The 22,843-nt window shown below is 70.0% G+C and carries 19 protein-coding genes and 3 pseudogenes; 12 read left to right on the forward strand and 10 right to left on the reverse strand.

The features are described from left to right. Window positions 1-113, reverse strand: a 113-nt coding sequence (locus RNB18_RS50035) for a helix-turn-helix domain-containing protein (protein ID WP_311720806.1), incomplete at its 3' end; no start/stop codon positions are given. A 134-nt stretch (window positions 114-247) separates the two neighbouring features. Here RNB18_RS50035 and RNB18_RS50040 point away from each other — a divergent pair. Both RNB18_RS50040 and RNB18_RS50045 read left to right on the forward strand, forming a co-directional pair. Next, window positions 248-667, forward strand: a complete 420-nt coding sequence (locus RNB18_RS50040; protein ID WP_311720789.1) for a hypothetical protein — start codon at window positions 248-250, stop codon at window positions 665-667. After that, window positions 664-786 carry a hypothetical protein gene (locus RNB18_RS50045; RefSeq protein ID WP_311720790.1) on the forward strand — a complete coding sequence of 41 codons (123 nt, stop codon included), beginning with the start codon at window positions 664-666 and terminating at the stop codon, window positions 784-786. The genes RNB18_RS50040 and RNB18_RS50045 overlap by 4 nt, the downstream gene beginning before the upstream one ends. Window positions 787-804: 18 nt before the next feature. Here RNB18_RS50045 and RNB18_RS50050 read toward each other — a convergent pair whose 3' ends face one another. After that, the gene (locus tag RNB18_RS50050; protein WP_311720791.1) at window positions 805-1,011 is read right to left on the reverse strand and encodes a hypothetical protein; all 207 of its coding nucleotides are present in this window, start codon (window positions 1,009-1,011) and stop codon (window positions 805-807) included. Window positions 1,012-1,552: 541 nt separating this feature from the next. On the opposite strand from RNB18_RS50050, the pseudogene RNB18_RS50055 reads away from it, so the two are divergent. After that, window positions 1,553-1,674: pseudogene (locus RNB18_RS50055) on the forward strand (winged helix-turn-helix transcriptional regulator); the annotation flags it as partial. Window positions 1,675-1,723: 49 nt separating this feature from the next. After that, window positions 1,724-2,464 (forward strand): SDR family NAD(P)-dependent oxidoreductase, encoded by a 741-nt coding sequence (locus tag RNB18_RS50060; RefSeq protein WP_311720792.1) that lies wholly within the window; start codon window positions 1,724-1,726, stop codon window positions 2,462-2,464. 6 nt (window positions 2,465-2,470) lie between these two features. On the opposite strand, the pseudogene RNB18_RS50065 reads toward RNB18_RS50060, so the two are convergent. The 4 genes and pseudogenes from RNB18_RS50065 to RNB18_RS50080 form a co-directional block, all read right to left on the reverse strand. After that, a pseudogene (locus RNB18_RS50065) lies at window positions 2,471-3,397 on the reverse strand (FAD-dependent oxidoreductase); the annotation flags it as partial. A 19-nt stretch (window positions 3,398-3,416) separates the two neighbouring features. Beyond that, entirely contained in the window at window positions 3,417-4,109 is a 693-nt protein-coding gene (locus RNB18_RS50070; protein WP_311720793.1) for a response regulator transcription factor, read from the reverse strand. Then, window positions 4,106-5,440 (reverse strand): sensor histidine kinase, encoded by a 1,335-nt coding sequence (locus tag RNB18_RS50075; protein ID WP_311720794.1) that lies wholly within the window; start codon window positions 5,438-5,440, stop codon window positions 4,106-4,108. Before RNB18_RS50075 ends, RNB18_RS50070 begins: the two co-directional genes overlap by 4 nt. Window positions 5,441-5,447: 7 nt before the next feature. Continuing rightward, entirely contained in the window at window positions 5,448-7,691 is a 2,244-nt protein-coding gene (locus tag RNB18_RS50080; RefSeq protein WP_311720795.1) for an MMPL family transporter, read from the reverse strand. 210 nt (window positions 7,692-7,901) lie between these two features. Here RNB18_RS50080 and RNB18_RS50085 point away from each other — a divergent pair, with 210 nt between their 5' ends. Then, window positions 7,902-8,252: a cytidine/deoxycytidylate deaminase family protein gene (locus RNB18_RS50085; protein WP_311720796.1), complete on the forward strand. Its 351-nt coding sequence runs from the start codon at window positions 7,902-7,904 to the stop codon at window positions 8,250-8,252. 60 nt (window positions 8,253-8,312) lie between these two features. Here the strand turns inward: RNB18_RS50085 and RNB18_RS50090 are convergent, their stop codons facing one another. After that, window positions 8,313-9,551: an ROK family transcriptional regulator gene (locus RNB18_RS50090; RefSeq protein WP_311720807.1), complete on the reverse strand. Its 1,239-nt coding sequence runs from the start codon at window positions 9,549-9,551 to the stop codon at window positions 8,313-8,315. Between the two features lie 240 nt (window positions 9,552-9,791). Between RNB18_RS50090 and RNB18_RS50095 the strand changes: the two genes are divergently transcribed. The 4 genes from RNB18_RS50095 to RNB18_RS50110 are packed head-to-tail and all read left to right on the forward strand — an operon-like array spanning window position 9,792 to window position 16,114. Next, a complete protein-coding gene (locus RNB18_RS50095) occupies window positions 9,792-11,171 on the forward strand; it encodes an extracellular solute-binding protein (RefSeq protein WP_311720798.1) in 1,380 nt (459 codons plus the stop codon). Then, window positions 11,168-12,091 carry a carbohydrate ABC transporter permease gene (locus RNB18_RS50100; RefSeq protein ID WP_394817797.1) on the forward strand — a complete coding sequence of 308 codons (924 nt, stop codon included), beginning with the start codon at window positions 11,168-11,170 and terminating at the stop codon, window positions 12,089-12,091. Before RNB18_RS50095 ends, RNB18_RS50100 begins: the two co-directional genes overlap by 4 nt. Next, on the forward strand, window positions 12,091-12,984 hold the full coding sequence (locus RNB18_RS50105) for a carbohydrate ABC transporter permease (protein WP_311720799.1): 894 nt from the start codon (window positions 12,091-12,093) through the stop codon (window positions 12,982-12,984). The genes RNB18_RS50100 and RNB18_RS50105 overlap by 1 nt, the downstream gene beginning before the upstream one ends. Window positions 12,985-13,036: 52 nt before the next feature. Further along, window positions 13,037-16,114, forward strand: a complete 3,078-nt coding sequence (locus RNB18_RS50110; RefSeq protein WP_311720800.1) for an alpha-mannosidase — start codon at window positions 13,037-13,039, stop codon at window positions 16,112-16,114. An 18-nt stretch (window positions 16,115-16,132) separates the two neighbouring features. On the opposite strand, the gene RNB18_RS50115 is transcribed toward RNB18_RS50110, so the two are convergent. Next, a complete protein-coding gene (locus tag RNB18_RS50115; protein WP_311720801.1) occupies window positions 16,133-16,819 on the reverse strand; it encodes an SDR family oxidoreductase in 687 nt (228 codons plus the stop codon). 113 nt (window positions 16,820-16,932) lie between these two features. Here RNB18_RS50115 and RNB18_RS50120 point away from each other — a divergent pair, with 113 nt between their 5' ends. After that, complete coding sequence (locus RNB18_RS50120; RefSeq protein WP_311720802.1) at window positions 16,933-17,559, forward strand: TetR/AcrR family transcriptional regulator; 627 nt, start codon at window positions 16,933-16,935, stop codon at window positions 17,557-17,559. 138 nt (window positions 17,560-17,697) lie between these two features. After that, window positions 17,698-18,492 carry a S1 family peptidase gene (locus tag RNB18_RS50125; RefSeq protein ID WP_311720803.1) on the forward strand — a complete coding sequence of 265 codons (795 nt, stop codon included), beginning with the start codon at window positions 17,698-17,700 and terminating at the stop codon, window positions 18,490-18,492. A 30-nt stretch (window positions 18,493-18,522) separates the two neighbouring features. On the opposite strand, the gene RNB18_RS50130 is transcribed toward RNB18_RS50125, so the two are convergent. Further along, complete coding sequence (locus tag RNB18_RS50130; RefSeq protein ID WP_311720804.1) at window positions 18,523-20,523, reverse strand: S9 family peptidase; 2,001 nt, start codon at window positions 20,521-20,523, stop codon at window positions 18,523-18,525. A gap of 290 nt (window positions 20,524-20,813) precedes the next feature. Between RNB18_RS50130 and RNB18_RS50135 the strand changes: the two genes are divergently transcribed. Continuing rightward, window positions 20,814-21,296, forward strand: coding sequence for a phosphotransferase (locus tag RNB18_RS50135; RefSeq protein ID WP_311720805.1), 483 nt, complete (start codon window positions 20,814-20,816; stop codon window positions 21,294-21,296). 99 nt (window positions 21,297-21,395) lie between these two features. Here the strand turns inward: RNB18_RS50135 and RNB18_RS50140 are convergent. After that, window positions 21,396-22,104 (reverse strand): annotated as a pseudogene (locus RNB18_RS50140) (2-phosphosulfolactate phosphatase). Window positions 22,105-22,843 lie beyond the last annotated feature (739 nt).

Consider the following 22,843-nt stretch of genomic DNA (forward strand, 5'->3'; position numbering starts at 1 on the left):
AAGGCCACCTCGCTCACCCAGGAGGCGGCCTCGTTGCAGGCGTGCAGGGTTGCCTCCAGTGCCGCCGCCTGCTCGGGCGTCGGCAGCAGCCTGACCTGCACCACCAGCTTCACAAGCACCGAACGTACACACCCGCACGACAGACCACCACACGTTCGAAGTGGATCACCTGAACGAGTGACAAACAAGGCGTGTCGGCCCCTTGACCGGACCACATACCCGGCCGCTCCGCGGCCGAGCAGACATCATGGCGCTGCGGCGCTCCGCGCCGCCTGACCCAGGATGCCCGGGCGCGCCGGACGGACACGTCTGCGAGATCGAAGTGAAGCCCCGTCCGAAGCGTCCGCCGATCCGTCTGGGGGAGATCAAGACCGGTCCGATCGTGAAGCGGCTTCGGGAACTGCACGAGCTGGGCGGAGATCCGGCGTACGAGCGGCTCTCCGCCTCGCAAGAACTGTTCCGGGTGCTGGAGCACGCGCAGACGTGGGCTGGACAGTTGAAGCAGCCGAAGGACAGCCCGGTCAACGTCATGGGCGAGGCCGCGGTGTTGCGCGCGACGTTGTGGCAGCACCTGTGGGAGCAGGCCGACACTGGGCAGCTGAAGGCGATCGAGGATGGCCGGGCCGCGGGCGTGCCGTGGGGCACTTCTCCGAAGCGCTGTGCGTGACCTCCAAGCAGGGCGCGTACCAGAAGGCGCGGAGGCTGAAGGCCGAGCAGGTCCGCGAGCCCGGCGAGCGCCGCACACCCGAGGTCGCTCGTGAACATGAGGACCGGGCTGCCGCCTAGGAGCGACTCGAGCGGGCCCTAATGCTCGTGCAGGAGCGACGCTTCCCAGTAGCCCGACAGATTGGCCGGCTCCTCCTGGAGCACTGCGACGGCATCGTCCTGGACACCAGGGCCGCGTACTGGCTCGGCGAGATCGCCGAGACCATCGACGACCGCGACGAGCCAGCCAAGCGTGCACGGTTCACCGGGTGGGTAGAGAGCTTCGTCCGAGCCGTCCACGGCCATGCTCGGCAGCGCAATCAGCCCTCCACCACAACAGAGGAGGCCCGCCGGGCTCTGGCGTTGGCCACCGAGTTCACCTTCCAGGAACGGCCCAAGATCCCCGCGCAGGTCCCGCGTTCCCAATCTGGGAACCCGGCACGGCGCGAGCGCCGACGAACACGCGGCGGTCGTACGGGCCGATAACCCTGCTCGTGCATTCCGTCACCTCGGGAGCCGCATCTCGTCGGTTCCCCGGTACGGGCACGGGGGTGGGGGCGGCGTACACCCCGGGCCGCAGATGCCCACAAACCCGTGCACCATTCTGGTTCGCCGTCCCCGAGCGCCGCCCTCTCCTGTCCGAGACGTCCAAAGGGCGGATAGGCAAACTGGAGCCTGGTCAGTGGTATTTGGCCGTTGGCAGACGTGGCTCGGCCCTGCTTGTCCACCGGGGAGCGCTCCGAGGTCTCCTTGCGGACGTCTCCGGCATCCAGCGTGCAGAGGAGGACAGCTGAACTCCTCGACGAGCATTGCGTCACCTCACGAGCCGTAATTCGTCGGCAGCCCGTCATACGTCGAGGTGCCGCCCCCCGCGTCGAGTACTCACTGGCCGAGGACGGCGAGCGCCTCAACGACGCGCTTCGGCCTCTGGCCGCCTGGGGGCGCGGGCGGCCGGCCGCTCAGGGGTGACCACGTCGCGCGGAAGGCGATCGGGCGGGTCGTGACAAGATCCACTATCATGAGCATCCAACAAGGCAACGGGCCCGTCGCCCTGGTCACCGGGTCCGCGTCGGGGATCGGCGAGGCCGTCGCACGACGCCTCGCGGCGGACGGGACGCGGGTCGTCGTGCACTCGCGGCGCAGCACGGAGGCCGGGCAGGCGCTGGCGGCGGAACTCGGCGGCGCCTACGTACAGGCCGATCTCGAAGTGGAGGAGGAAGCCCGGGGGCTGGTCGAGACGGCACTGGGTCACTTCGGGCGGCTGGACGTGCTGGTGAACAACGCGGGCATCAGTTGGCCGATCCCCCACGCGGACCTCGCGGCGGCGACCCCGGCGGACTGGCGGCGCCTGCTGGAGGTCAACCTCATCGCGCCCTGGGTGCTGTGCACCGCGGCCCTTCCGGCGCTACGGCAGTCCCCCGGCGGCGGCAGCATCGTCAACATCACCAGCCACGCCGGCGTACGGCCCAAGGGTTCCTCGGTGCCGTACGCGGCGAGCAAGGCCGCGCTGAACCACGTCACCCGGCTGCTCGCGGCCGCGCTCGGGCCCGACGTGAGGGTGAACGCGGTGGCGCCCGGTCTCGTGGACACGCCGATGACGAAGGACTGGGTACAGGCGCACGAACTGTGGCGGGACCGCGCACCGATGCACCGCCCGGCCCGCCCCGCCGACGTGGCCGACCTGGTGGCGTCGGTGATCGGCAGCGGCTATCTGACCGGGGAGGTCATCGTGCTCGACGGCGGCCTGAACCTGACCTGAGAAACCTCACGGCACCGGGGCGAACGCGGGCAGCGTGAGGGCTGAATGGGCCGGTCGGGTTGTCGCGGAGGGCAGGGTGACGAAGTCGCGCCGCTTGGTGTTGCGTTGCTGCAGGGCCGACGCCGTGGTGGGAAAGAGCGTGGCCCCACCGTCGTTGACCAGTGCCTGGTTCATGGCGACGAACTCGACTGTCCGGTGAGGAACGACGGGGCGTACGCGGCGTCACCGACGAGAACGTCGCGGCCGCCGGCCCAGTGGGGCAGGCGGATCTGACCGGCCGTGTCGAAGAACAGGTCGTCCGCGTCACGCATGGCGTCGACCAACCGGGGACCTCCCATCCCGCGCCCGCGAAGGTCTTGGCGACCAGGTCCCGCTGGGCGTCGGGGTTCCGGAGGGCCTCGAACGGCGGTTCCGGCCGGTGAAAATTCAGGAAGGCGTGCAGTTCGTCGTTCTTCCCGACGGCGTAGAGGGCCGCACAACATGAGCTCGCGGGAGAGCCCGAAGGTGTTCGACATGGTGAACAGGGCGAAGCAGTAGCCGAGGTAGCGGTGGAACTGTTCCTAGCGGCCGAACAGGGACTCCCGGGTGGGTGAATGCATTCCGTCGGCACCGACCACCAGGTCGAACGTGCGCTGTCGCCCGCTGTGGAACGTGATGTCGCCGCCTTGTCCGGACTGGTCGAGGGTGCGGATGGAGTCGCCGAACAGGAATTCCACATCGTCGCGGACAAGTGCGTGGAGGAGCGCGGTCAGATCCCCTCGGCGCACCTCGATGTCCTGTCCCTCGACACTGCCGACAACGGCGCTCGGATGGAGCGAGGCCACTTCACTGCCATCGGCATCGAGGAATGGGCAGCGGCGTCGAGTCGATGTGCGCGTCCCGCAGTTGCGGCAGTATCCCCATGCGACGGACCACTTCTGTCCTCGGTGCGCGCGGCGAGCGGGTGCGAGTACTACGCCAGGTGGTCGGTGCCGGCCTCGGGGGCGGCCTGGGCCAGGCCCGTCCGGTAGGCGATGACGACGAGTTGTGCCCGGTCGCGGGCGTCCAGCTTCGTCATGGCGCGCTGCACGTGGGCGCGGACGGTGAAGGGGCTGAGGAACATCCGCTCGGCGATCTCCTGGTTGGACAGGCCGGTCGCGACCAGAGCCACCATCTCGCGTTCGCGCGGGGTGAGCACGGCGAGCTGTTCGGGGTGGTGCGACGGGACGTCGTCCGGTGTGGCCAGGAAACGGGCGACCAGCGAACGGGTCGCGGCGGGGGACAGAAGGGTGTCGCCGTCGGCGATCGTCCGCACGGCGTCCAGCAGGTCCTCGGCGCCGATGCCCTTGCCGATGAACCCGCCGGCCCCCGCGCGCAGCGCCTGGGCGACGTACTCGTCGGTCTCGTACGTGGTGAGGATCAGGATGCGGCTGGCGCGCAGTTCCGGGTCCGCGCAGATCTGAGACGTGGCGGTGAGACCGTCCACCTCGGGCATCCGGATGTCCATGACCACCACGTCCGGGCGCAGTTCCCGGGTGAGTCTCACCGCCTCCCTGCCGTCGGCGGCCTCACCGACCACGGTGATGTCGTCGGCGGAGTCGAGAAGCAGCCGGAAGGCGCCCCGTAGCAGGGCCTGATCGTCGGCGAGCAGCACGCGGAGCGTCACAGCGCACCCCCCGCCTCTGCTTCGCCCGTCCGTCCGTCGGCTGTCGCCGCGTCGGCCATCCGGTTCTCGACGGCTGTCGCTCCGTCCGTCCCGTGCGTCGCGTCCTTGGCGGGCGGGAGGGGCAGTTGGGCGCAGACGAGAAAGCCACCCTCCGGGCGCCTGCCCGCGGAGAGCTGTCCCCCGACCGCGGTGGCACGCTCACGCATCCCGATCAGACCGTAACCGGGCGGACGGTCCCCCGCCGTGGACGCACTCGGCCCCGTGGCGGCGGTCGATGCCGTTCGGGCGCCCCCTCCGTCGTCGGCGACAGTGATCGTCACGCGGTCGCGGTTCCAGACGAGGCGCACCCGGGCGCCACGGGTGCCGGCGTGCTTGGTCACGTTGGTCAGGGCCTCCTGGACGATGCGGTAGGCGGTGAGGTCCACTCCCGGCGGCAGCGGCCTGGCCGTGCCCTCCTCGTGCGCCGACACCTCAAGTCCCGCGCGGCGGAAGGACTCGAGGAGCGTAGGAAGACGGGACAGCCCGGGCGCCGGTTCGGCGGGAGAGGCGGCAGTGTCCCCGGACTGACGCAACAGACCGACCGTGGCCCGCAGTTCGTCGAGCGCGTCGCTGGTGGTCTCGACGAGCTCCTTGAGGCTCTTGCGGGTCTGCTCCGGGCGGGTGTCGAAGAGGTGGGCGGCGACCGTGGCCTGCGCGTTGGCCAGGGTGATCTGATGGGCCACGAGGTCGTGCAGTTCGCGGGCGATCCGCACCCGTTCCTCGGCCACTCTCCGGCGCGCCTCGCTGTCCCGGCTCTGCTCGGCCCGCAGGGCCCGCTCCTCCATGGCCGCCAGGTAGGCCCGTCGGTTCCGCACCGAGTGACCGAGTACGCCGGCCACCAACGGGAACGCCGCCACCGCTCCCACCCTGCTCGCGTCCTTCCAGGACAGCGCCCCGAACAGGGGGGTCGAGGCGACCAGCAGCGCCACGGAGATGAGCGCCACCGCGCTCACCGCGCGCCGTTCGGTGCGCGCGGTGAGCGCATAGGAGTAGGCGGTGATCACGGCGGGAGCCGCGATGAGCGGGCTCAACAGGAGGCCCAGGAAGGGCGCCAGCACGCCGCTCGCGGTCGTGACCGCCATGGCGGCCAGGGGCGCCCGGTGCCGTACGGGCAGCACGGCACAGGACACCACGGCGATGACATAGGCGACGGCGGACGGCGGTGACAGCGTGCTGCCGTCGTCGTTCACCACGCCGCCGAGCAGACAGAGCGCGAACGCCGTCGCCGTGATCGCTCCCTCCCGCCACCACGTGCCGCGTGGTCGCGGGCCAACGCCCCCTGTGTGAGTCATGGCCTGCTCAGTCCCGCCCGACGGGGAGCCGCCGCACCGCTGCGTCCGACTCGGCCGTGGAGGCCGGGACATGCCTGCTCAGTGCCTCACCCTCGATATCCACATTCGGCAGCACACGGTTCAGGATACGAGGCAGCCACCAGGCCCGGTGGCCGAGCAGTGCCAGGACCGCGGGGGCGATCGCCATCCGGACGACGAAGGCGTCGAAGGCGACGGCGGCGGCCAGGCCGACGCCCATCGTCTGGATTGTCGGGCTGCTCATCCCGACGAATCCGGCGAACACGCTGATCATGATGATCGCCGCCGCGGCCACCACCCGTCCGCTGTGCCGGAACCCGCTGACGATCGCCTCGCCGGGAGATGCGCCATGGACGTAGGCCTCCCGCATCCGTGTGAGGAGGAAGACCTCGTAGTCCATGGCGAGGCCGAACACGATGCCGATGATGAGAATCGGCATCAGCGACATGACCGGTCCGGTCTGTTCGATGCCGAGCAGGTCCGCCGCCCAGCCCCACTGGAAGACGGCGACGAGGACGCCGAACGCGGCACCCACCGACAGCAGGAAGCCGAGCGCGGCCTTGACCGGGACCAGCACCGAGCGGAAGACCACCGTCAGCAGGAGCACCGCCAGGCCGATGACCACGGTCAGATAGGGGACGAGGGCGTCGGACATGGCTTCGGAGATGTCGATGTTCATCGCGGTGGTGCCGGTCACCAGGACGGCGGCGCCCGTGTCGGCCTCGACGCCCGGGACCGTGTCCCGGATCGCGTGCACCAGGTCCTTGGTCTCGCCGCTGTTCGGCGCGGTGCGGGGAACGGCGGTGAGGACGGCCGTGTCCTTGGTCCGGCTGAGCACCGGATCACCGACTGACGCGACCCCGTCGACTCCCCCTACGGTCTTCACGACCAGGTCCGTCGTGGCCCTGGTGTCTTCGGACGCCGACATGTCCACGACCACGGTCAACGGGCCGTTGAAGCCGGGGCCGAAGCCTTCCGACAGCAGATCGTAGGCACGGCGCTGGGTGGTCTGAACCGACTTGGACTCGTCGCCGGGCAGCCCGAGTTCGAGGCTCAGCGCCGGGAGGGCGACGGCGCCGAGACCGAGTCCGGAGATCATCAGCACGGCCATCGGCCGGCGCAGCACGAACCGCGCCCAGCGGGTGCCGAGCCCGGGCCGGCCGGCCGCGGCGGGCACCCGGTGCGGGCGCTCGCTTCCCGGCCGGGTGGCCTTGCGGATACGGCGGGACAGCACCCGCCGTCCGAAGAAGCCGAACAGCGCCGGGACCAGGGTCAGGGCGACGAGTACGGCCAGGGCCACGGCGCCCGCGCCGCCCATGCCCATCTTGGTGAGTTCGGGGATTCCGACGACCCCCAGCCCGGCCAGGGCGATGATGACGGTCGCGCCGGCGAAGACGACGGCGGATCCGGCCGTGCCCACCGCCCGGCCGGCGGCCTCCTCCGGCTCGCTGCCCTGGGCGCGCTCGTCCCGGTAGCGGGAGGTGATGAACAGTGCGTAGTCGATGCCGACCGCCAGGCCCAGCATCAGGGCCAGGATGGCGACGGTGGACGTCAGACCCAGTGGAACGGCCAGCGCGGAGACCAGACCGAAGGCGATGGCCACGCCTGTGAACGCGGTCAGCAGTGACAGTCCGGCCGCGACCAGCGACCCGAGGGCGAGGACCAGCACCACTGCCGCCACCGCCACGCCGATGAGCTCCGTCGTACCGCCCAGTTCCTCTTCCGCATCCAGGGCCGAACCGCCGATCTCCACGGTCAGCCCCGCGTCCCGGGCCTGGCTCGCCGCGTCCTCGAGGGCGCTCTTCGTCGACCCGGTCAGGTCGACGGCGTCCGCGGTGTAGGTGATCGTGGAGTAGGCGATGGTGCCGTCCTCGCTGACCGCGCCGGTCGTATAGGGGTCGGTGGTCGACGCGACCTGACCGCCCCCGTCCAGCGAGCCGAGCGCGTCCTCGACGGCCGCCTTGTTCTCCCTGGCCGTCACTCGTTGCCCGTCCGGGGCCCGGAACACCAAGCGGGCCTCGGCGCCCTGGGAGTTGCTCTGCGGGAAGCGCTCGTCCAGCAGGTCGAACGCCTTCTGCGACTCGGTGCCGGGCATGGAGAGGTCCTCTTCCTCCCCGGCCGGCGCCATGGCTGCGGCGGCGACGGCCAGCAGCAGGGCACCCAGCCACAGCCCACCCACGAGACGGCGCCGACGGAAGGCCCACCGTCCGATCCGGTAAAGAAAAGTAGCCACCTGTTGATCACTCCAGACGCCGCTAGGCAGGGGGAATGCGCGGGATCCGCACGCCTCCGACCCTTCCTTCCGGCGCCCCGCCGGGCATCGTCCTGCGCCGCCGTCTTCCCCTGGTGCACCCGGACCACCCACTCCCGTGTCCTAGTGCCTACGCACCAGGCCGACTTGAGCGTGGACGGGTCCGCCGGATGTACGTTTCCTGCATGGCTGTTGATCAGGAACTCGTGGACGCCGCCATCGGGCTGGCCCGCCACCGTGGGCCTTTGCCACGAGACGGGCGCCATCTGTGAGGCCTTCAAGCTGGGGCGGCGCGTGGTGGCCTCCGTGTGCGTGACCGCCGGCGACAAGGATCGCGGGTACTGGATCCTGACGCCCTGCGGTGTCTGCCAGGAGCGGCTCTTCGCCTACGGCCCAGACGTCGAGGTCGCGGTCCCGGAACCCGCCGACCCACGCCGCTGGCGCACGCTGCGGCTTCGGGACGTCCAGCCCCATTGGTTCGCGCGAGTCTTCCCGGACGATGTCTGGCCTTACGAAGCCCAGGACCCGGAATCCCGGGGCTGACCCGGACTTCGGACGCGGGACGTCAGCGCATCCCCCAACTCCTCGCGCCCCGCCCCCATTTCAGCCCGGCACATCCGTCAGCATCCGCCACCCCGGCGCATAGTTCCCGTGCAGCACCAGCGACGCCGCCCCCACCGCGCCCACCGTCTCGCCGATCACGCTCTGCTCGACGGCGACCGTGCGGATCGTACGGGCGACGGACGTGCGGTTGACGGCGGCCTCGACCTCCTCGCGGATGATCGGCTCGATGCCGCGCAGCGCCTCGCCGCCGAGGACGACCCGGCTGACGTCGAGGAGGCTGGCAGCGCCGCGCGCGGCCTCGCCGATACGGCGGGCGGCACGCCGTACGACATCACAGGCGTCGGGATCGTCCGTGCGGGCCGCCCGGCGCAGGGCCTTCCAGTCGTGGTGCACGGAGTCGGGCGTACCGGTGAGACCGATGCGGTCGGCGGCAGTTCGGCCGTGCAGGCGCAGCAGGTCGTCGATGATCGCGGCCGGGCTGACATACGGGCCGAGGCAGTCCATCGCACCGCAGTGGCAGACACGGTCCCCAGGTTCCACGGCCATGTGGCCGAACTCGCCGGCGTTGCCCGAATCGCCGTGCAGGACCGTGTTGTTGAGGACGATGCCGGCGCCGACGCCCGTGCCGAGGTAGATGAACAGGAAGCTGCCCGCCCGGTCCGCGCCGCCGATCCAGCGCTCGCCGATGGCTGCGGCGGTGGCGTCGTTGTCGAGGGCGACGGGCAGGCCGGTGGCGTCGGCGAACATCTCCGCGAGGGGGACGCGGCCCCAGCCGGGGAAGTTCGGCGGGGAGACCACGGCGCCGGTGCTGCCGTCGAGGGGCCCGGGCGCGGCGATGCCGAGGCCGAGCAGGCGGGTGCGGTCCACGGCGCTGCGGTCGAGGAGGCGCCCGGTGGTGCGCGCTATGCGGTCCACCACGTCGGCCGGGTCGCCCGGGTCGGTGAGCCGCAGCCGTCGGCTGCCGATCACCTCGCCGGCCAGGTCGACCACCACGATGACCGCGGCATCGGGGTCGAGGTGGACGCCGACCGCACACGCCCCGTCGGCCCGGATGGTCAGCAGGGTGCGGCGCTTGCCGCCGCTGGAGGGGGCCTGGCCGGATTCGGCCACGAGGCCCGCGTCGAGGAGCTTGCGGACGACGTTGGAGACGGTCTGGTTGGTCAGGCCGGTGAGGGCGGCCAGCTCGACCCGGCTCACCTGTCCCGTGGTGCGGATCGCGTCCAGGACGACGGCCTGGTTGTAGCCGCCGACCCGCGGCAGGTTCGTCCCGCTGAGCATCGTCACCTGTCGGTCACCTGGTCCCCTCGCATCCGCCGCCCCCGCACTCCCAGGGCGAAAGTTTACATACTCGAAGCATTGACTTCATCCATCAAATGGATTTAGCTGACGCCCATCAAATTCCGGCCATCGAGGCCGATCAGCGCAGGGTGGCGCAGAGTATGGCGCGTCGTCCCGGCTGGCCTCCAGGCCCGAAAACTCGCGGCTTTCCCTCAGGTTTCGCGTCCCGGAGGAACCACTGTGCGCTCGAGAATCGTCACCGCCGCGGCCTTCACCGCCGCCACCGCCCTGGCCGCCACCGGCTGCGGTTCGGGCTCGTCAGGCAGCTCGGCCAAATCCATCAAGGTCGTCTACTGGCAGAACCTGGACAGCACCAACAAGATCCAGGCCAACTTCCTCGCCTCGATGGTGAAGGAGTTCACCAAGGCCAACCCGGGCACCAAGGTGACCCTCGTGCCGGTGACCGCCTCCGAGAACGACTACTACACCAAGCTCCAGCTCATGATGCGCTCCCCCGCGACCGCGCCCGACCTGGTCTACGAGGACACCGCGCTCATCAACTCCGACATCGCGGGCGGTTACCTCAAGCCGCTGGACACCTACACCGCCAAGTGGGCCGACTGGTCGCAGTACGCCAAGGCCGCCAAGGGCGCGGTGACCGGAGCCTCCGACGGCAAGACCTATGCCGTACCGGACGACACCGACACCCGCGGGATCTGGTACAACAAGCAGCTCCTCCAGAAGGCCGGAATCCCCGTGCCCTGGCAGCCGAAGACCTGGGCCGACGTGATCGCCGCCGCCAAGAAGATCAAGGCGAAGCTGCCCGGCGTCACCCCGCTGAACCTCTACACCGGGCAGGCGGGCGGCGAGGCCTCCTCCATGCAGGGCTTCGAGATGCTCCTGTACGGCACCCCGGCCGGCGACAAGTCGCTCTACGACGCCTCGCAGAAGAAGTGGGTCGTGGGCAGCCAGGGCTTCAAGGACGCACTGGACTTCGTTCACACCGTGTACGGCGAGGGGCTCGGTCCGGCCAAGGAGCAGGCGCTGGGCGCCAACTTCGGGACCGCCGTGGGCACCGAGCTCATTCCCGAGGGCAAGCTGGCGATCGACATCGACGGCTCCTGGATGCCCAACAACTGGAGTTCGGCGGCGGCCAAGCCGTGGAACGAGTGGCAGTCGGTGATGGGCACCGCGGCGATGCCGACCCAGAACGGTCAGGCGCCCGGCAGTACGAGCATGTCGGGCGGCTGGGCCTGGTCGATCCCGGCGAAGGCCAAGAACCCCGACCTGGCCTGGAAGTTCCTGTCGACCACACTCCAGACGAAGACCAACGCCGCCAAGTGGAACGCGACGAACGCGAACATCGCGGTGCGCACGGACGTCGCGTCGGACCCGGCGTACCTGAACTCGGTGCCGACCAACAAGTTCTTCACGGAGCTGGTCGCCGACACCCACTACCGGCCCGGGCTGCCCGAGTACAACCAGGTCTCGACCGCGATCCAGAAGGCGATGGAGTCCGTGACGACCGGTCAGGCCTCCGTCGACAAGGCCGCCTCGACCTTCGATAACGATGTCAAGGCGGCGGTGGGCGACGACAAGACCGCGGAGGGCACTTCGTGACCACCCTCGCCCCGGCGCCTCACGGGACCGGCGGTCACCCCCGCCGGTCCCGCGGGGCGCCCGCCCGCTCGCTGCTGCGCGGTCTGCCCACGGTCCCGGCCGTGGTCCTGCTGGCCGTCTTCCTGGCCGGTCCGATCGCGTACTGCGTGTACTACGCGTTCACCGACATGCAGCTCACCGGTGCCGCCGGCACCAACTTCGTCGGCTTCGACAACTTCACCAGGGCGTTCAAGGACACCGACTTCCTCAACGCGATGTGGCTGACCCTGCTGTTCGTGGTCGGCTCCGCGGTGATCGGCCAGAACACCCTCGGGCTCGCGCTCGCGGTCCTGATGCAGAAGGCCACCCAGCCGGTACGGGCACTCGTCAACGGCGTGGTCATCGCCGCGTGGGTGCTGCCCGAGGTGGTCGCCGGCTATCTGATGTACGCCTTCTTCTACGACCAGGGCTCACTCAACTCGCTTCTGGACGCGGTGCATCTGCCGGACCAGAACTGGCTCTACACGATGCCGATCCTCGCGGTGTGCCTGGCCAACGTGTGGCGCGGCACCGCCTTCTCGCTGATGGTCTTCACCGCCGCCATCAACGACGTACCGCAGGAGCTGGTGGAGGCCGCCGAGATGGACGGCGCGGGCCCCTGGCAGCGGCTGTGGCGGGTCGTGCTGCCGGTCATCAGGCCCTCGATCCTGACCAACCTGATGCTGATCACGCTCCAGACGCTCTCCGTCTTCGGGCTGATCTACACCATGACCCGCGGCGGCCCCGGCAACAAGAGCGAGACACTGCCGATCTTCATGTACCAACAGGCCTTCCAGAACAGCCTCATCGGCTACGGCACCGCCATCGCCCTCGTCCTGCTGGTGGTCGGGGCCCTCTTCTCCGTCGTGTACATCCGGCTGCTGAAACTGGAGGACGACTGATGGCCGCCGTCGCCACTCCCCCCGCCCCGCCCGTCTCGAAGACGGTCCCGGCACCCGCCGCGCGGTCTCCGCGCCGCGTGCGTCCCGGTCGCCTCGCGATCAACCTCGTCCTGATCGCCGTGTCGGTCCTGTACATCCTGCCGCTGCTGTGGATGGTGCTCGCCTCGGTGAGCGACACCAACTCCTTCCGGCTCAAGTGGCCTTCGGCGCTGACGCTCGACAACTTCGACGCGGTTCTCAACGTCGACACCACCTACCGGCCGATGCTCAACAGTCTGCTGCTGTGCGGCTTCGGCACGGCGGTGACCGTGGTGGCTTCGGTCCTGTGCGCCTACCCGCTCTCGCGCTACCGGTCCCGGGTGCGCCGACCGTTCCTCTACACGATCCTGTTCTCCACCGGGCTGCCCATCACCGCCGTGATGATCCCCGTGTACAGCATGTTCGTGCAGGTGAACCTGATCGACTCGATGCCGGGCACGACCCTGTTCCTGGCCGCGTCCGCGCTGCCGTTCGGGATCTGGCTGATGAAGAACTTCATGGACGGCGTCCCGATCGTCCTGGAGGAGGCCGCCCGTATCGACGGCGCGAACACCATGCAGGTGCTGTGGCGGGTGGTGCTGCCGCTGATGCGGCCGGGTGTCGTCGTGGTCACCATCTTCACGTTCATCGGCATGTGGGGGAACTTCTTCGTCCCCTTCATCCTGCTGCTGTCCCCGGAGAAACTCCCCGCGTCCGTCAGCGTGTTCACCTTCCTCTCCGCCCACGACCAGACGCAGTACGGGCAGTTGTCGGCGTTCTCGCTCCTCTATTCGCTGCCCGTGGTGATGCTCTACCTGCTGCTGGCCCGCAAACTCGGCGGCGGCTTCGCGCTCGGCGGCGCGCTCAAGGGCTGACCCGGGCTCGTTCCCCCCACCTCGTAGTACTTCGCACGGAGACGGACACCTCATGCACAACGACCGTGAAGTCACCGAACAGCGGCTGGCCCGCGTGCTCAACGAGCGGATACGGCCCGCCGTCCATGCCCGGTCGGTCCCTCTCCACGTGGAGATCTGGAACGTCCCCGGCGAGCCGGTCCCGGTCGCCGAGGGCCTGACCGCTCCGTACCGGCCGGCCCGGGTCGGCGACTGGTGGGGGCCCGCCTGGTCCACGAGCTGGTTCAAGGTCAGCGGGACGATCCCGGCGGACTGGGCCGGCGAGACGGTCGAGGCCGTACTCGATCTCGGGTTCGCCACCCACTCCGCGGGATTCTCCGCCGAGGGGTTGGTCTACCGGCCGGACGGCACCGCGGTGAAGGCACTCAACCCGCGCAACACCTGGCTGCCGGTGACCGAACGGGCCGCAGGCGGCGAGGAGTTCGCCGCCTACGTCGAGGCCGCCGCCAACCCGGTCGTCATGCACACCGCTCCGGGCGAGCTCACCTTCGGCCCCACGTCGGTGGGCGGCCGGGCGCCGTGGCTGGGAGATCCGGCCGCGGACCCCGGCGAGCCCCTTTACCGGCTACGGCGTCTGGACCTCGCCGTGTTCGACCGGGAGGTCCACGAACTCGTCCAGGATCTGGAGGTGTTGCAACAGCTGATGCCCGAGCTGTCCCCCGACACCCCGCGCCGGTGGCAGATCCTTCGGGCGGTCGAACTCGCACTGGACGAACTCGACCTGCAGAACATCAGCGGTGGCGCGGCCGCCGCGCGGGCGGTCCTCGCACCCGTGCTCGCATCGCCTGCGCACGCGAGCGCGCACCGGATCTCGGCGGTGGGGCACGCGCACATCGACACCGCCTGGCTGTGGCCGCTGCGCGAGACCGTGCGCAAGGTGGCCCGGACGGTCTCCAACGTCACCCACCTCATGGACGACCACCCGGAGTTCAAGTTCGTGATGTCCCAGGCGCAGCAACTCGCCTGGCTGAAGGAGCACCGCCCAGAGGTGTACGCACGAGCGCAGGAGAAGGCGAAGACCGGGCAGTTCCTGCCGACCGGCAGCCTGTGGGTGGAGCCCGACACCAACATCAGCGGCGGCGAGGCCCTGGTGCGCCAGTTCGTCCACGGAAAGCGGTTCTTCCTGGAGGAGTTCGGCGTCGAGACCGAGGAGATGTGGCTGCCGGACACCTTCGGCTACAACGCGGCCCTGCCGCAGCTGATGAAGCTGGCCGGGGTGAAGTGGTTCCTGACCCAGAAGATGTCCTGGAACACCACCAACAAGTTCCCGCACCACACGTTCTGGTGGGAGGGCATCGACGGCACCCGGATCTTCAGCCACTTCCCGCCCGTCGACAGCTACAACGGCGACCTGTCCGGCGCCGACGTCGCTCACAGCGTGCGGAACTTCCAGGACAAGGCCGGCGCCGGCCACTCCCTCATCCCCTTCGGCTACGGCGACGGCGGTGGCGGCCCCACGCGCGAGATGCTGGCGCGCGCCGACCGGCTCAGGGACCTGGAGGGATCGGCGCGCATCGAGATGGAGGGACCGGTCGACTTCTTCCGGCGCGCGCACGACGAGTACGAGGCCAACGGCGGCGCACCGGTGTGGTCCGGGGAGCTCTACCTGGAGTTCCATCGCGGCACGCTGACCAGCCAGCTCGCCACCAAGCAGGGCAACCGGCGCAGCGAACACCTGCTGCGCGAGGCGGAGTTGTGGGCGGCGACCGCGGCCGTACGGCACGGGCAGCCGTATCCGTACGACGCCCTGGACCGGCTGTGGAAGACGGTGCTGCTCCACCAGTTCCACGACATCCTGCCCGGGACGTCGATCGCCTGGGTGCACCGGGAGGCGGAGGAGACGTACGCGGCCGTGGCCCGGGAACTGGAGGAGCTGATCGGCGCCGCTCAGGGGGCGTTGGCCGGAGATCCTGAAGGCACGGCGGCTGGAGGCACGGTGGTCTTCAACTCCGCGCCGCACTCGCGGGGCGGTGTCGCGGCGTTCGGCGCCGGCCCGCGCCCCGAGGCCGTCGACGTGCCGGTGCCGCCGGCCCCGGACGGGGACGGGTTCGTCCTCGACAACGGTCTGGTGCGCGTCGTGGTGGACGCCCGCGGTCTGATCACCTCCGCATACGACCACACCGCGGGACGGGAGGCGCTGGCTCCCGGGGCGGTCGGCAACCTGCTCCAGTTGCACCAGGACTTCCCCAACCAGTGGGACGCCTGGGATGTCGACGTCTTCTACCGCAACACCGTGCGCGACCTCACCGATGCCGAGTCGGTCACGGCGACCGCCGACGGTGTCCGGGTGGTCCGGGTCTTCGGCGCGTCGAGGATCGACCAGACCCTGACGTTGCCGGCCGGGTCCCGCGGGCTGGTGATCGACACGGTTGTCGACTGGCACGAGCGGGAGAAGTTCCTCAAGGCGGCCTTCCCGCTGGACGTACGGGCCGCCCACTCGACCGCCGAGATCCCCTTCGGACACGTCGAGCGGCCCACGCACACCAACACCAGCTGGGACGCGGCCAAGTTCGAGACGTGCGCCCACCGTTTCGTGCACGTCGGCGAGCCCGATTGGGGAGTCGCCCTGGTCAACGACTCCTCCTACGGCCACGACGTCACCCGTGACGTGCGCTCCGACGGCGGTACGACCACCACGGTCCGCCTCTCCCTGCTGCGCGCCGCCCGCTTTCCCGACCCGGACCAGGACCAGGGCACCCACCGGCTCGGGTACGCGCTGGTGATCGGCGCCGACGTCACCGACGCGAGGCGCGAGGGGTACCGCTTCAACCTGCCCGAGCGTGCGGTGCCGGGCAGTGCGACGGTCGCCCCGCTGGTGTCGGTGGACCACGAGGGCGTGATCCTGGAGGCGGTCAAGCTCGCCGACGACCGCAGCGGGGACGTCGTCGTACGGCTCTATGAGTCCCGGGGCACCCGGGCCGCGGCCACACTCACCACCGGCTTCCCGCTGGCCTCCTCCCTCGTGACCGACCTGCTGGAACGCCCCTTGGACGACCCGTCGAGCCACCAACAACTGGCGGATGCCGTCCGGTTGACGCTGCGGCCGTTCCAGATCCTGACGCTGCGGTTGCGGCCCGCGTCGCACGACTGAGGCTCCCGCGAGCGCGGGTCAGGTGGCGAGGAGGCCACCGTCCATGTGCAGGTCGTGGGCGTTGACGCCGGTGTTGCGGAGCAGGAACTCGGTGGCGTCGGCGATCTCGGCCATGGTCACCAGCCGTCCGATCGGTGTCTGGGCGGAGTGTGGCGGCTCGGGAACGTCGCGCCACTTCGGGCTGTCGCCGATCAGGCCGGGGTGCAGGGCGTTGACGCGATGGGGGGCGATCTCCACGGCGAGCGTCCGCACCAGGCCGGTGATACCGGCGTTGAAGGTGCTGACGACGGTGGAGCCGGGGTACGGGCGTTCCTTGGCGAGCCCGCCGAAGAGAACGACGGAGGCACCGGGGTTGAAGCGCTCGCGCAGCACACGGACGGTCTCGGCGTAGCCGACGAGCTTCATGGTCACCGCCGCCACGGCATCAGTGACGTTGAACTGCGCCAGCGAGTTCGCCGCCTGACCGACCGCGGTGATGACGACGTGGTCGACCTCGGTCACGTCCGCCAACGCGGCACCGATCGTCTCCGGTTGGCCGAGGTCGACGGCCAGCCCCCGCGTGCCGGGGCCGATCCGGGCGGCGGTGGCCTCCGCCCGCGCCTTGTCCCTGCTGGTGACGACGACGTCATCGCCGCGGTCGGCGAAGTGCCGGGCGATCACTGCGCCCAATCCGCCGCTGCCGCCTACGACGAGTGTGCTGGTCATACGGTGACCGTCCTTCAGCTGCCGGTTGGGCGTACCCAACTCTTAATATCCACTTGGATATTAACTATAGCCGCGCAGGTCCGCGACGCCCGGGCCGGAAGTACAGTGATCACATGGCAGAGGGCGCCGCGAAAGGCAGCGAAGAGCCGGGGAGTCCGCCGCGCAGGCGCCGGCGGGACCCCGAGGGACACCGGGCGGCGATCCTGGACGCGGCACGCCACGCCTTCGGCGAGCGCGGTTACGCCCGCACCACCCTCAGGGACATCGCAGGCCGGGCCGGTGTCACCCACGGTCTGATCACACGCCACTTCTCGTCGAAGGAACGGCTCTTCCTCGCGGCGGTTCCGGGTAATCGTGATCTGGAGCAGGTGGCGGCCGGGGACCCGGCGACACTGCCCGACCGGATCGCCGACGCCTTCGTACGGCGGATGGAGACCGACGCCGTGGGCGACCCGCTCGTCGCCCTCGTACGGAGTGCCGCGTCTGACGAACGCGCTGCCGCCGACCTCCTGTCCGCGATGCAGGAGCACAGTGCCGCCGTCTACCGGTCCGTGCTCTCCCCCGACGGGACGGCGGCTCGGGACGACGACCTGGACGCCCGGGTGGCGCTCGTGGGGTCCCTGATGATCGGGGTCGCCTTCAGCCGGTACATCGCGCGAACCGACCCGCTCGCCTCGATGCCGCCGGAACAACTCACCGCGCATCTCGCGCGGATGCTGCGGCACATCCTCTTCGACTGAGACTGCCGCACAGGGCTCGAGGGCTCCCGCCGGCCGCGTTCTTCGAAACCAAGGCGCCCCTGACGCTCGTCCTCCCCACCGACCACACACGCGGGGCCGATCCACGTCCCGCGCCAAGCAGTCCAGGGGGAAACCGCGATGCATATCCGCGCCGCCAGATCCACTCGTCCCGGAACGCGCACGGCCGCCGGCGTCACCACGGCCGTGCTCGCCGCGGCCGCGCTCTGGTCCACCGCCGCTCCGGCCTCCGCGATCAAGGGTGGCGGTCCGGCCACCACGAAGGCCCGGCCGTACGCCATGTTGATCGAGTTCAACGGCCGGCAGTTCTGCGGTGGCACGCTCGTCGCGCCCACGAAGGTGCTCACGGCCGGCCACTGCGTGGAGAGCGCCGGTGATGTGTCCACGCTGCGGGTCATCGGCGGCCGCACCCAGGTGGACGGCACCGACGGCACGGTGCGCGAGGTCACCTCGGCCCGGCTGGACTCGCGTTACGGCGCGCCCGGTTACGCCTACGACGCCGCGGTCCTCACCCTGGACCGGCCGATGCCGTACCGGACGATCCCGGTGGCCGGCCCCAGGGACGGCAAGCTGGTGGCCGAGGGCCGGAAGGCCACCGCGCTCGGCTGGGGACGCACCGGGCCCGGCATCAACGGAACCCGGCTCAAGCAGACCACGCTCGTCCTCTCCCCCGTCGCCGACTGCCGGCCGTACACCGACCCCGAGACCGACCCCGCCGCGATGCTGTGCGGCATGCCCCGCCCCGGCACCACCGACAGCATCTGCCCAGGAGACTCCGGCGGGCCGCTGATCAGCGGCGGCAAAGTGGTGGGAATCGTGTCGTCCGGCAACAAGTACTGCGACGAGCAGTTCCCGGTGTCCGTCTTCGTCCGCGCGGACTCGGTCGCCACGGATCTGGGCATCCCCACCCACTGACGCCCGAGCCGTCCTCGTGATCGACCGACGTCACAGGAGCCCCGGCCGCCTCCACTTCTCGCCGAGGACGTGGTGGTCGAGGAAGTTCAGGGCGGTCTCGTACACGAGGCGCAGGTGGTTCGGGGCTCCGATGCCGTGGCTCTCGTCCGGAAAGTACAGCAACTTGGCGGGTACACCCTGGCGTTGGAGGTCGTGGTGGAGGGCCAGGGGCTGGCCCACCGGGACCCTGTAGTCCTTGCCGCCGTGCACGATCAGCATCGGTGTCGTCAGGTTCTCCGCGTCGAGGTGGGGTGAGTCGGCCTCGTAGCGTTCGCGCCGGGTGCGCGGGTCGCCGTAGATCTTCCGGAAGTACGTGTGCATGTCGGTGTCGCTCTGGAAGGCCTCCAGGTTCCACATCCCGGCGTGTGAGACGACTGCTCTGAAGCGGTCGGTGAGGGTCGCGGCGCGGCCCGCGAGGTAGCCGCCGAAGGACCAGCCGGCAAGGGCCGTTCGGCCCGCGTCGAGGTCGGCGCGGGCCAACGCGGCGTCGGTCAGGGCGATCACGTCGCGGTAGGGCCGACCGCCGTACTGGCCGCGTCCGCGTGCCTGCATCTGCTGCCCGTATCCGGTGGACAGCGCAGGATCGGGCAGAAGTACGGCGTAGCCGCGGGCCACGAAAGGCCACGGGTTCCACTGCCAGGGCCAGCCGCTCCAGGACGACTGGGGTCCGCCGTGCGCCTCGACGAGGAGCGGTGACGGGTCGTCGGGCCCGGCGCCCTCGGGCAGGATCAGCCAGGCGCGGAGTGCGAAGCCGTCGTCCGCGGTCGTGTACACCTCGGTCAGCGTGCCGGGGAGGGGGCCGAGCTCGCCCGGTGCCCTGAGGAAGGTGGGCTGCTGATCGGGCTTGGTGGCGTCCAGGCGGGCTACCTGGGGCGGACTGTCGAGCGCGCTGCGCAGGGCGTAGAGGATGGACCCGTCCGGCGTCACGCAGAGGGAGGAGTACGCGCCGGAAGCGGTGAGGCGGGTGACTGTGCCGTCCGGGTCACGGCGGAAGACCGGGCAGTGGCCCCGCTCGTCGCCGGTGAACCACAGTGTGGCGTCCCCGGCAACCGGAGAGGGTATCGCCCGTCCCGGCCAGGGCCAGTTGTCGAAGTCCGGCAGAAGGTCCGTCTCTTCGCCGGATCCGAGGTCAAGGGCGACGAGGGTGACCCGCCACTCCATGTCGTACGTCTCCTCCCGCTGGCGTTGGCAGATCAGGCGCGTGCCGTCGGCGCTGAAGACAGGGCGGTGGTACTGGTGGCCCGGCAGAGAGAAGGTGCGACGCTCCATGCCGGTTACCGCGTCGGCGATCACCACCACGTTCGTGTCCGGGGCAGTGCTCGTCGGGGCCCGCGTGTAGGCGACCACCTGCCCGTCCGGGGAGAGGGCCATGTCCCCGGCACCCGCGAGGCCTTGACCGCCCGCGTCGACCGGCAGGGCATCGCCACGATGGACGAAGGTGTGCGGTTCGGCGGGGCCGAGGTCCACACCGCCGGCTCGGGTGGGCGTCGCCTCGTACAGGACCGCGGTGACGCGTGCCCGATGGCGCTCGTGGAGCAGGGCGGCGTGAGTGTCGGCATCCGCAGCGCCCGGCAGAAGAGCGGCTGTCCAGGCGAGCGTGGGCGCACGAGGGGCGGTGGTGAACGCGGTCATACCGCCCGGGTGGTGGACGATCCGCTCGGCTTCACCCTTCTCGGACAGCGCCCACAGGGCAGCTTCCGACGGCTCGTGCGGGCCACGTTCGGCGAGGAACAGCAGTCTGCCGTCGGCAGTGAAGGTGGGGGCGGAGTCGCCCGGGACGGATCCGGTCACGAGACGGGCCTCGCGCTCGCCCGCCGGATCCACCTCCCACAGCTCCGGCACGTACCGCGTGCCCTCGTCGTCGAGGGTCTGGACGGATGCGATGAGGCGGGTGCCGTCGGGAGCGAGGGCCAGGTCGGTCAGGCGCGGTTGTTCGACGAGGTGGTGGTGGAAGGGGCTCGGGGCGTTGACCATGGTGATCATCCTGCCCATGAAGGAGTCGGTTCCAGACTCGTCACCTCGATACGGCTCATGCGGAGAATGAGGTCGGGGTTGATGTAAGCGCAGTGCGGTGCCGTGGACGATGATCGGTGGATGCGCCCGTTGAAGCACGGCTACACCAACCGCACGGTCGGCGACGGATCGGTGGTGGAGAAGACCTACGAGGGACCCGATGCGGGGATCAGGCGTGCGCGGGAGTACGCGTTGTTGACCCGGTTGCAGGGGAAGCTGCCGGTACCTCCGGTGCGTGGCCTGGACGGCGGGACCTCACACTCGGGTTCGTGGCTAGTGTGCCGGGACAGGAACTGGTGGAGGCGGGTCACGCGGCGCGGGTCCTGGAAGCCTGCGGGGTGCTCCTGCGTCGCATCCATGAGACCGCGACGAGCGTCCTCGGGGCGGGCGCGCACGATGCCGGCAAGGTGCTCGTCCACGGGGACTTCGGGCCCAACAATCTGCTCTTGGACCCGGTGTCCTTTAAGGTCACTGCCGTGGTCGACTGGGAGTTCGCCCACGTTGGCGACGCGGTCGAGGATCTGGCCTGGTGCGAGTGGATCGTGCGGATGCACCACGCCGAGCACCACCAGGAACTCGACCACTTCTTCAACGCCTACGGCGGGGCCGTGCCCGCGTGGCCGGTTCGCCGGGCCGCCATGCTGTCCAGATGCGCCGAGCTGGAGCAGTTCTGCCACCGAGGAGATCCGAACGGACCAGGGGTGAGGCAGTGGCAGGCACGCACCGCCGAGACAGCGGGCTGGCAGGAATAACCCGGTGCCGGCCGGGCATGGTCGCATCCGACCCGGGACTGCCGACATCCGCCCAACCCGTGTCCGTGCACGGCAATCATGATGCACACCACCGCACCGTCAGATCGAAGCCTCGACGGTCGGCGAAGGCACTGCGCATGGACGCAGCACCATGAGTGAGTCCTCCAAGGTCGCCACCATGGCGAAAGGGAACCGGTCGAGCTCTAGACAGAGGGCGACGTCGTCAGGATGGACTCCTTCACGCACACCCTCCGTCAGCTCGGCGGCGGCGCGTGACTCGCCGGCCCGGCGGAGGAACTCGGCTGCGTCCGTGCCGGCCCCGGTGACCCTCCGAGCGATGTACTGAGCGCAGGCCAGATCCTCATCGGCCTGTCCATCCTCGCCGGTCACCACGAACGTGACATCGGCGCACTTGCGGGTCTGCAGGAGTCGAGCCGTCGCTCCCGCCACGACGAAGCTCGCGCACAGCACCAGCGACGCCTCCTTGACCGCGAGGGCGCCGACCGTGCCGGCCGTGGTCTTCTGCACGACGGTCCGTCCGCCGAGGTCGAGGGAACGCAGCAGGCCCGGCGAGTTGACGGTGTCGAACCCAGGGGCCGGCGGGCCGTCCTTGAGGGCCACCCAGTCCGGGTGGCTGTCCTTGAGTGCCAGGGCCTCGTCCAGTGACTCGGCAAGCGCGATCTTTTCCGCCCCCTGGGCAAAGGCCAAAGGCCCAGGCAGCCACCGTGAAAGCACGCATGACGTCGACCACGACCGCCACGGACGGGGTGTCGACCAGCTGGGCGATGCCGAGGAAACGAGCGTCCATCCGGCCATGATCGCGCATGCACCGAGTCGAAGTCCCCGGAAAGCAGGCGCTCGCGAGGAGGGGTCAGGTGGCAAACCCATCGCGGTCACAGTCACGGTCACGGACGCTCAGGGGCCGTACTCGATCGCGCGCAGGGCGGGCGGCGTTGTCCGACGGTACGACCTTCACACCCCACCCCGCCCTGCCTCACGCTTGCGGAAGCCGACGCCGTGAAGTCGACCGAGCCGTCGTCCAGGAACATCAGCTCCCACGTGAAGTCTGCGTCGAAGACCTCGGCGATCCCAGGGACCGACGGCCTCCACGTCAGGAACGTACAAGACTGGCAGAGCCCGGGCGCGGCAGGCTCGTGACGCCGGTTGGAGGGCCTGAGGGGTCGCTCCTGGTTGCCCGGCCCTTGAGGAGGGATGCCCGACGTCCAATTCCGCTGTCCCTGCCAATCTCGCCGACAAGCTGGCGCAGTTCGGCGAGCTGTGGCCGCAGAAGAAAGTGGCTGTGCTCAACGACTACGAGGTCAAGCTGGCCAAAGTCAACTACCCAGCGCTAAAGCGCCGGGCTTGCACAACGGGCATCACTGGCGGTGATGCTGCGTTTGCGTCCAGTCCCACCCCGAGATGTCCGGGGCGGGGCAGGGGCCGTTGACTGGGCCCCGCATCTCCACAACTCCCACGCTCTGGCGCGGATGTTGCGGGAGCTGTTGCGGTCTGCGTGATCAACGAATCCGCAGCTCCGGCACGCGAAC

Source organism: Streptomyces doebereineriae (genome assembly GCF_031845645.1).
Lineage (GTDB): Bacteria > Actinomycetota > Actinomycetes > Streptomycetales > Streptomycetaceae > Streptomyces > Streptomyces canus.

What these genes read in the sequence shown, in the direction of transcription:
- RNB18_RS50125 (WP_311720803.1), top strand. Translation starts at nt 17,698, where the DNA reads ATGCATATCCGCGCCGCCAGATCCACTCGTCCCGGAACGCGCACGGCC.
- RNB18_RS50090 (WP_311720807.1), bottom strand. Translation starts at nt 9,551, where the DNA reads ATGCTCAGCGGGACGAACCTGCCGCGGGTCGGCGGCTACAACCAGGCC.
- RNB18_RS50060 (WP_311720792.1), top strand. Translation starts at nt 1,724, where the DNA reads ATGAGCATCCAACAAGGCAACGGGCCCGTCGCCCTGGTCACCGGGTCC.
- RNB18_RS50105 (WP_311720799.1), top strand. Translation starts at nt 12,091, where the DNA reads ATGGCCGCCGTCGCCACTCCCCCCGCCCCGCCCGTCTCGAAGACGGTC.
- RNB18_RS50075 (WP_311720794.1), bottom strand. Translation starts at nt 5,440, where the DNA reads ATGACTCACACAGGGGGCGTTGGCCCGCGACCACGCGGCACGTGGTGG.
- RNB18_RS50120 (WP_311720802.1), top strand. Translation starts at nt 16,933, where the DNA reads ATGGCAGAGGGCGCCGCGAAAGGCAGCGAAGAGCCGGGGAGTCCGCCG.
- RNB18_RS50130 (WP_311720804.1), bottom strand. Translation starts at nt 20,523, where the DNA reads ATGGGCAGGATGATCACCATGGTCAACGCCCCGAGCCCCTTCCACCAC.
- RNB18_RS50050 (WP_311720791.1), bottom strand. Translation starts at nt 1,011, where the DNA reads ATGGCCGTGGACGGCTCGGACGAAGCTCTCTACCCACCCGGTGAACCG.
- RNB18_RS50110 (WP_311720800.1), top strand. Translation starts at nt 13,037, where the DNA reads ATGCACAACGACCGTGAAGTCACCGAACAGCGGCTGGCCCGCGTGCTC.
- RNB18_RS50115 (WP_311720801.1), bottom strand. Translation starts at nt 16,819, where the DNA reads ATGACCAGCACACTCGTCGTAGGCGGCAGCGGCGGATTGGGCGCAGTG.
- RNB18_RS50040 (WP_311720789.1), top strand. Translation starts at nt 248, where the DNA reads ATGGCGCTGCGGCGCTCCGCGCCGCCTGACCCAGGATGCCCGGGCGCG.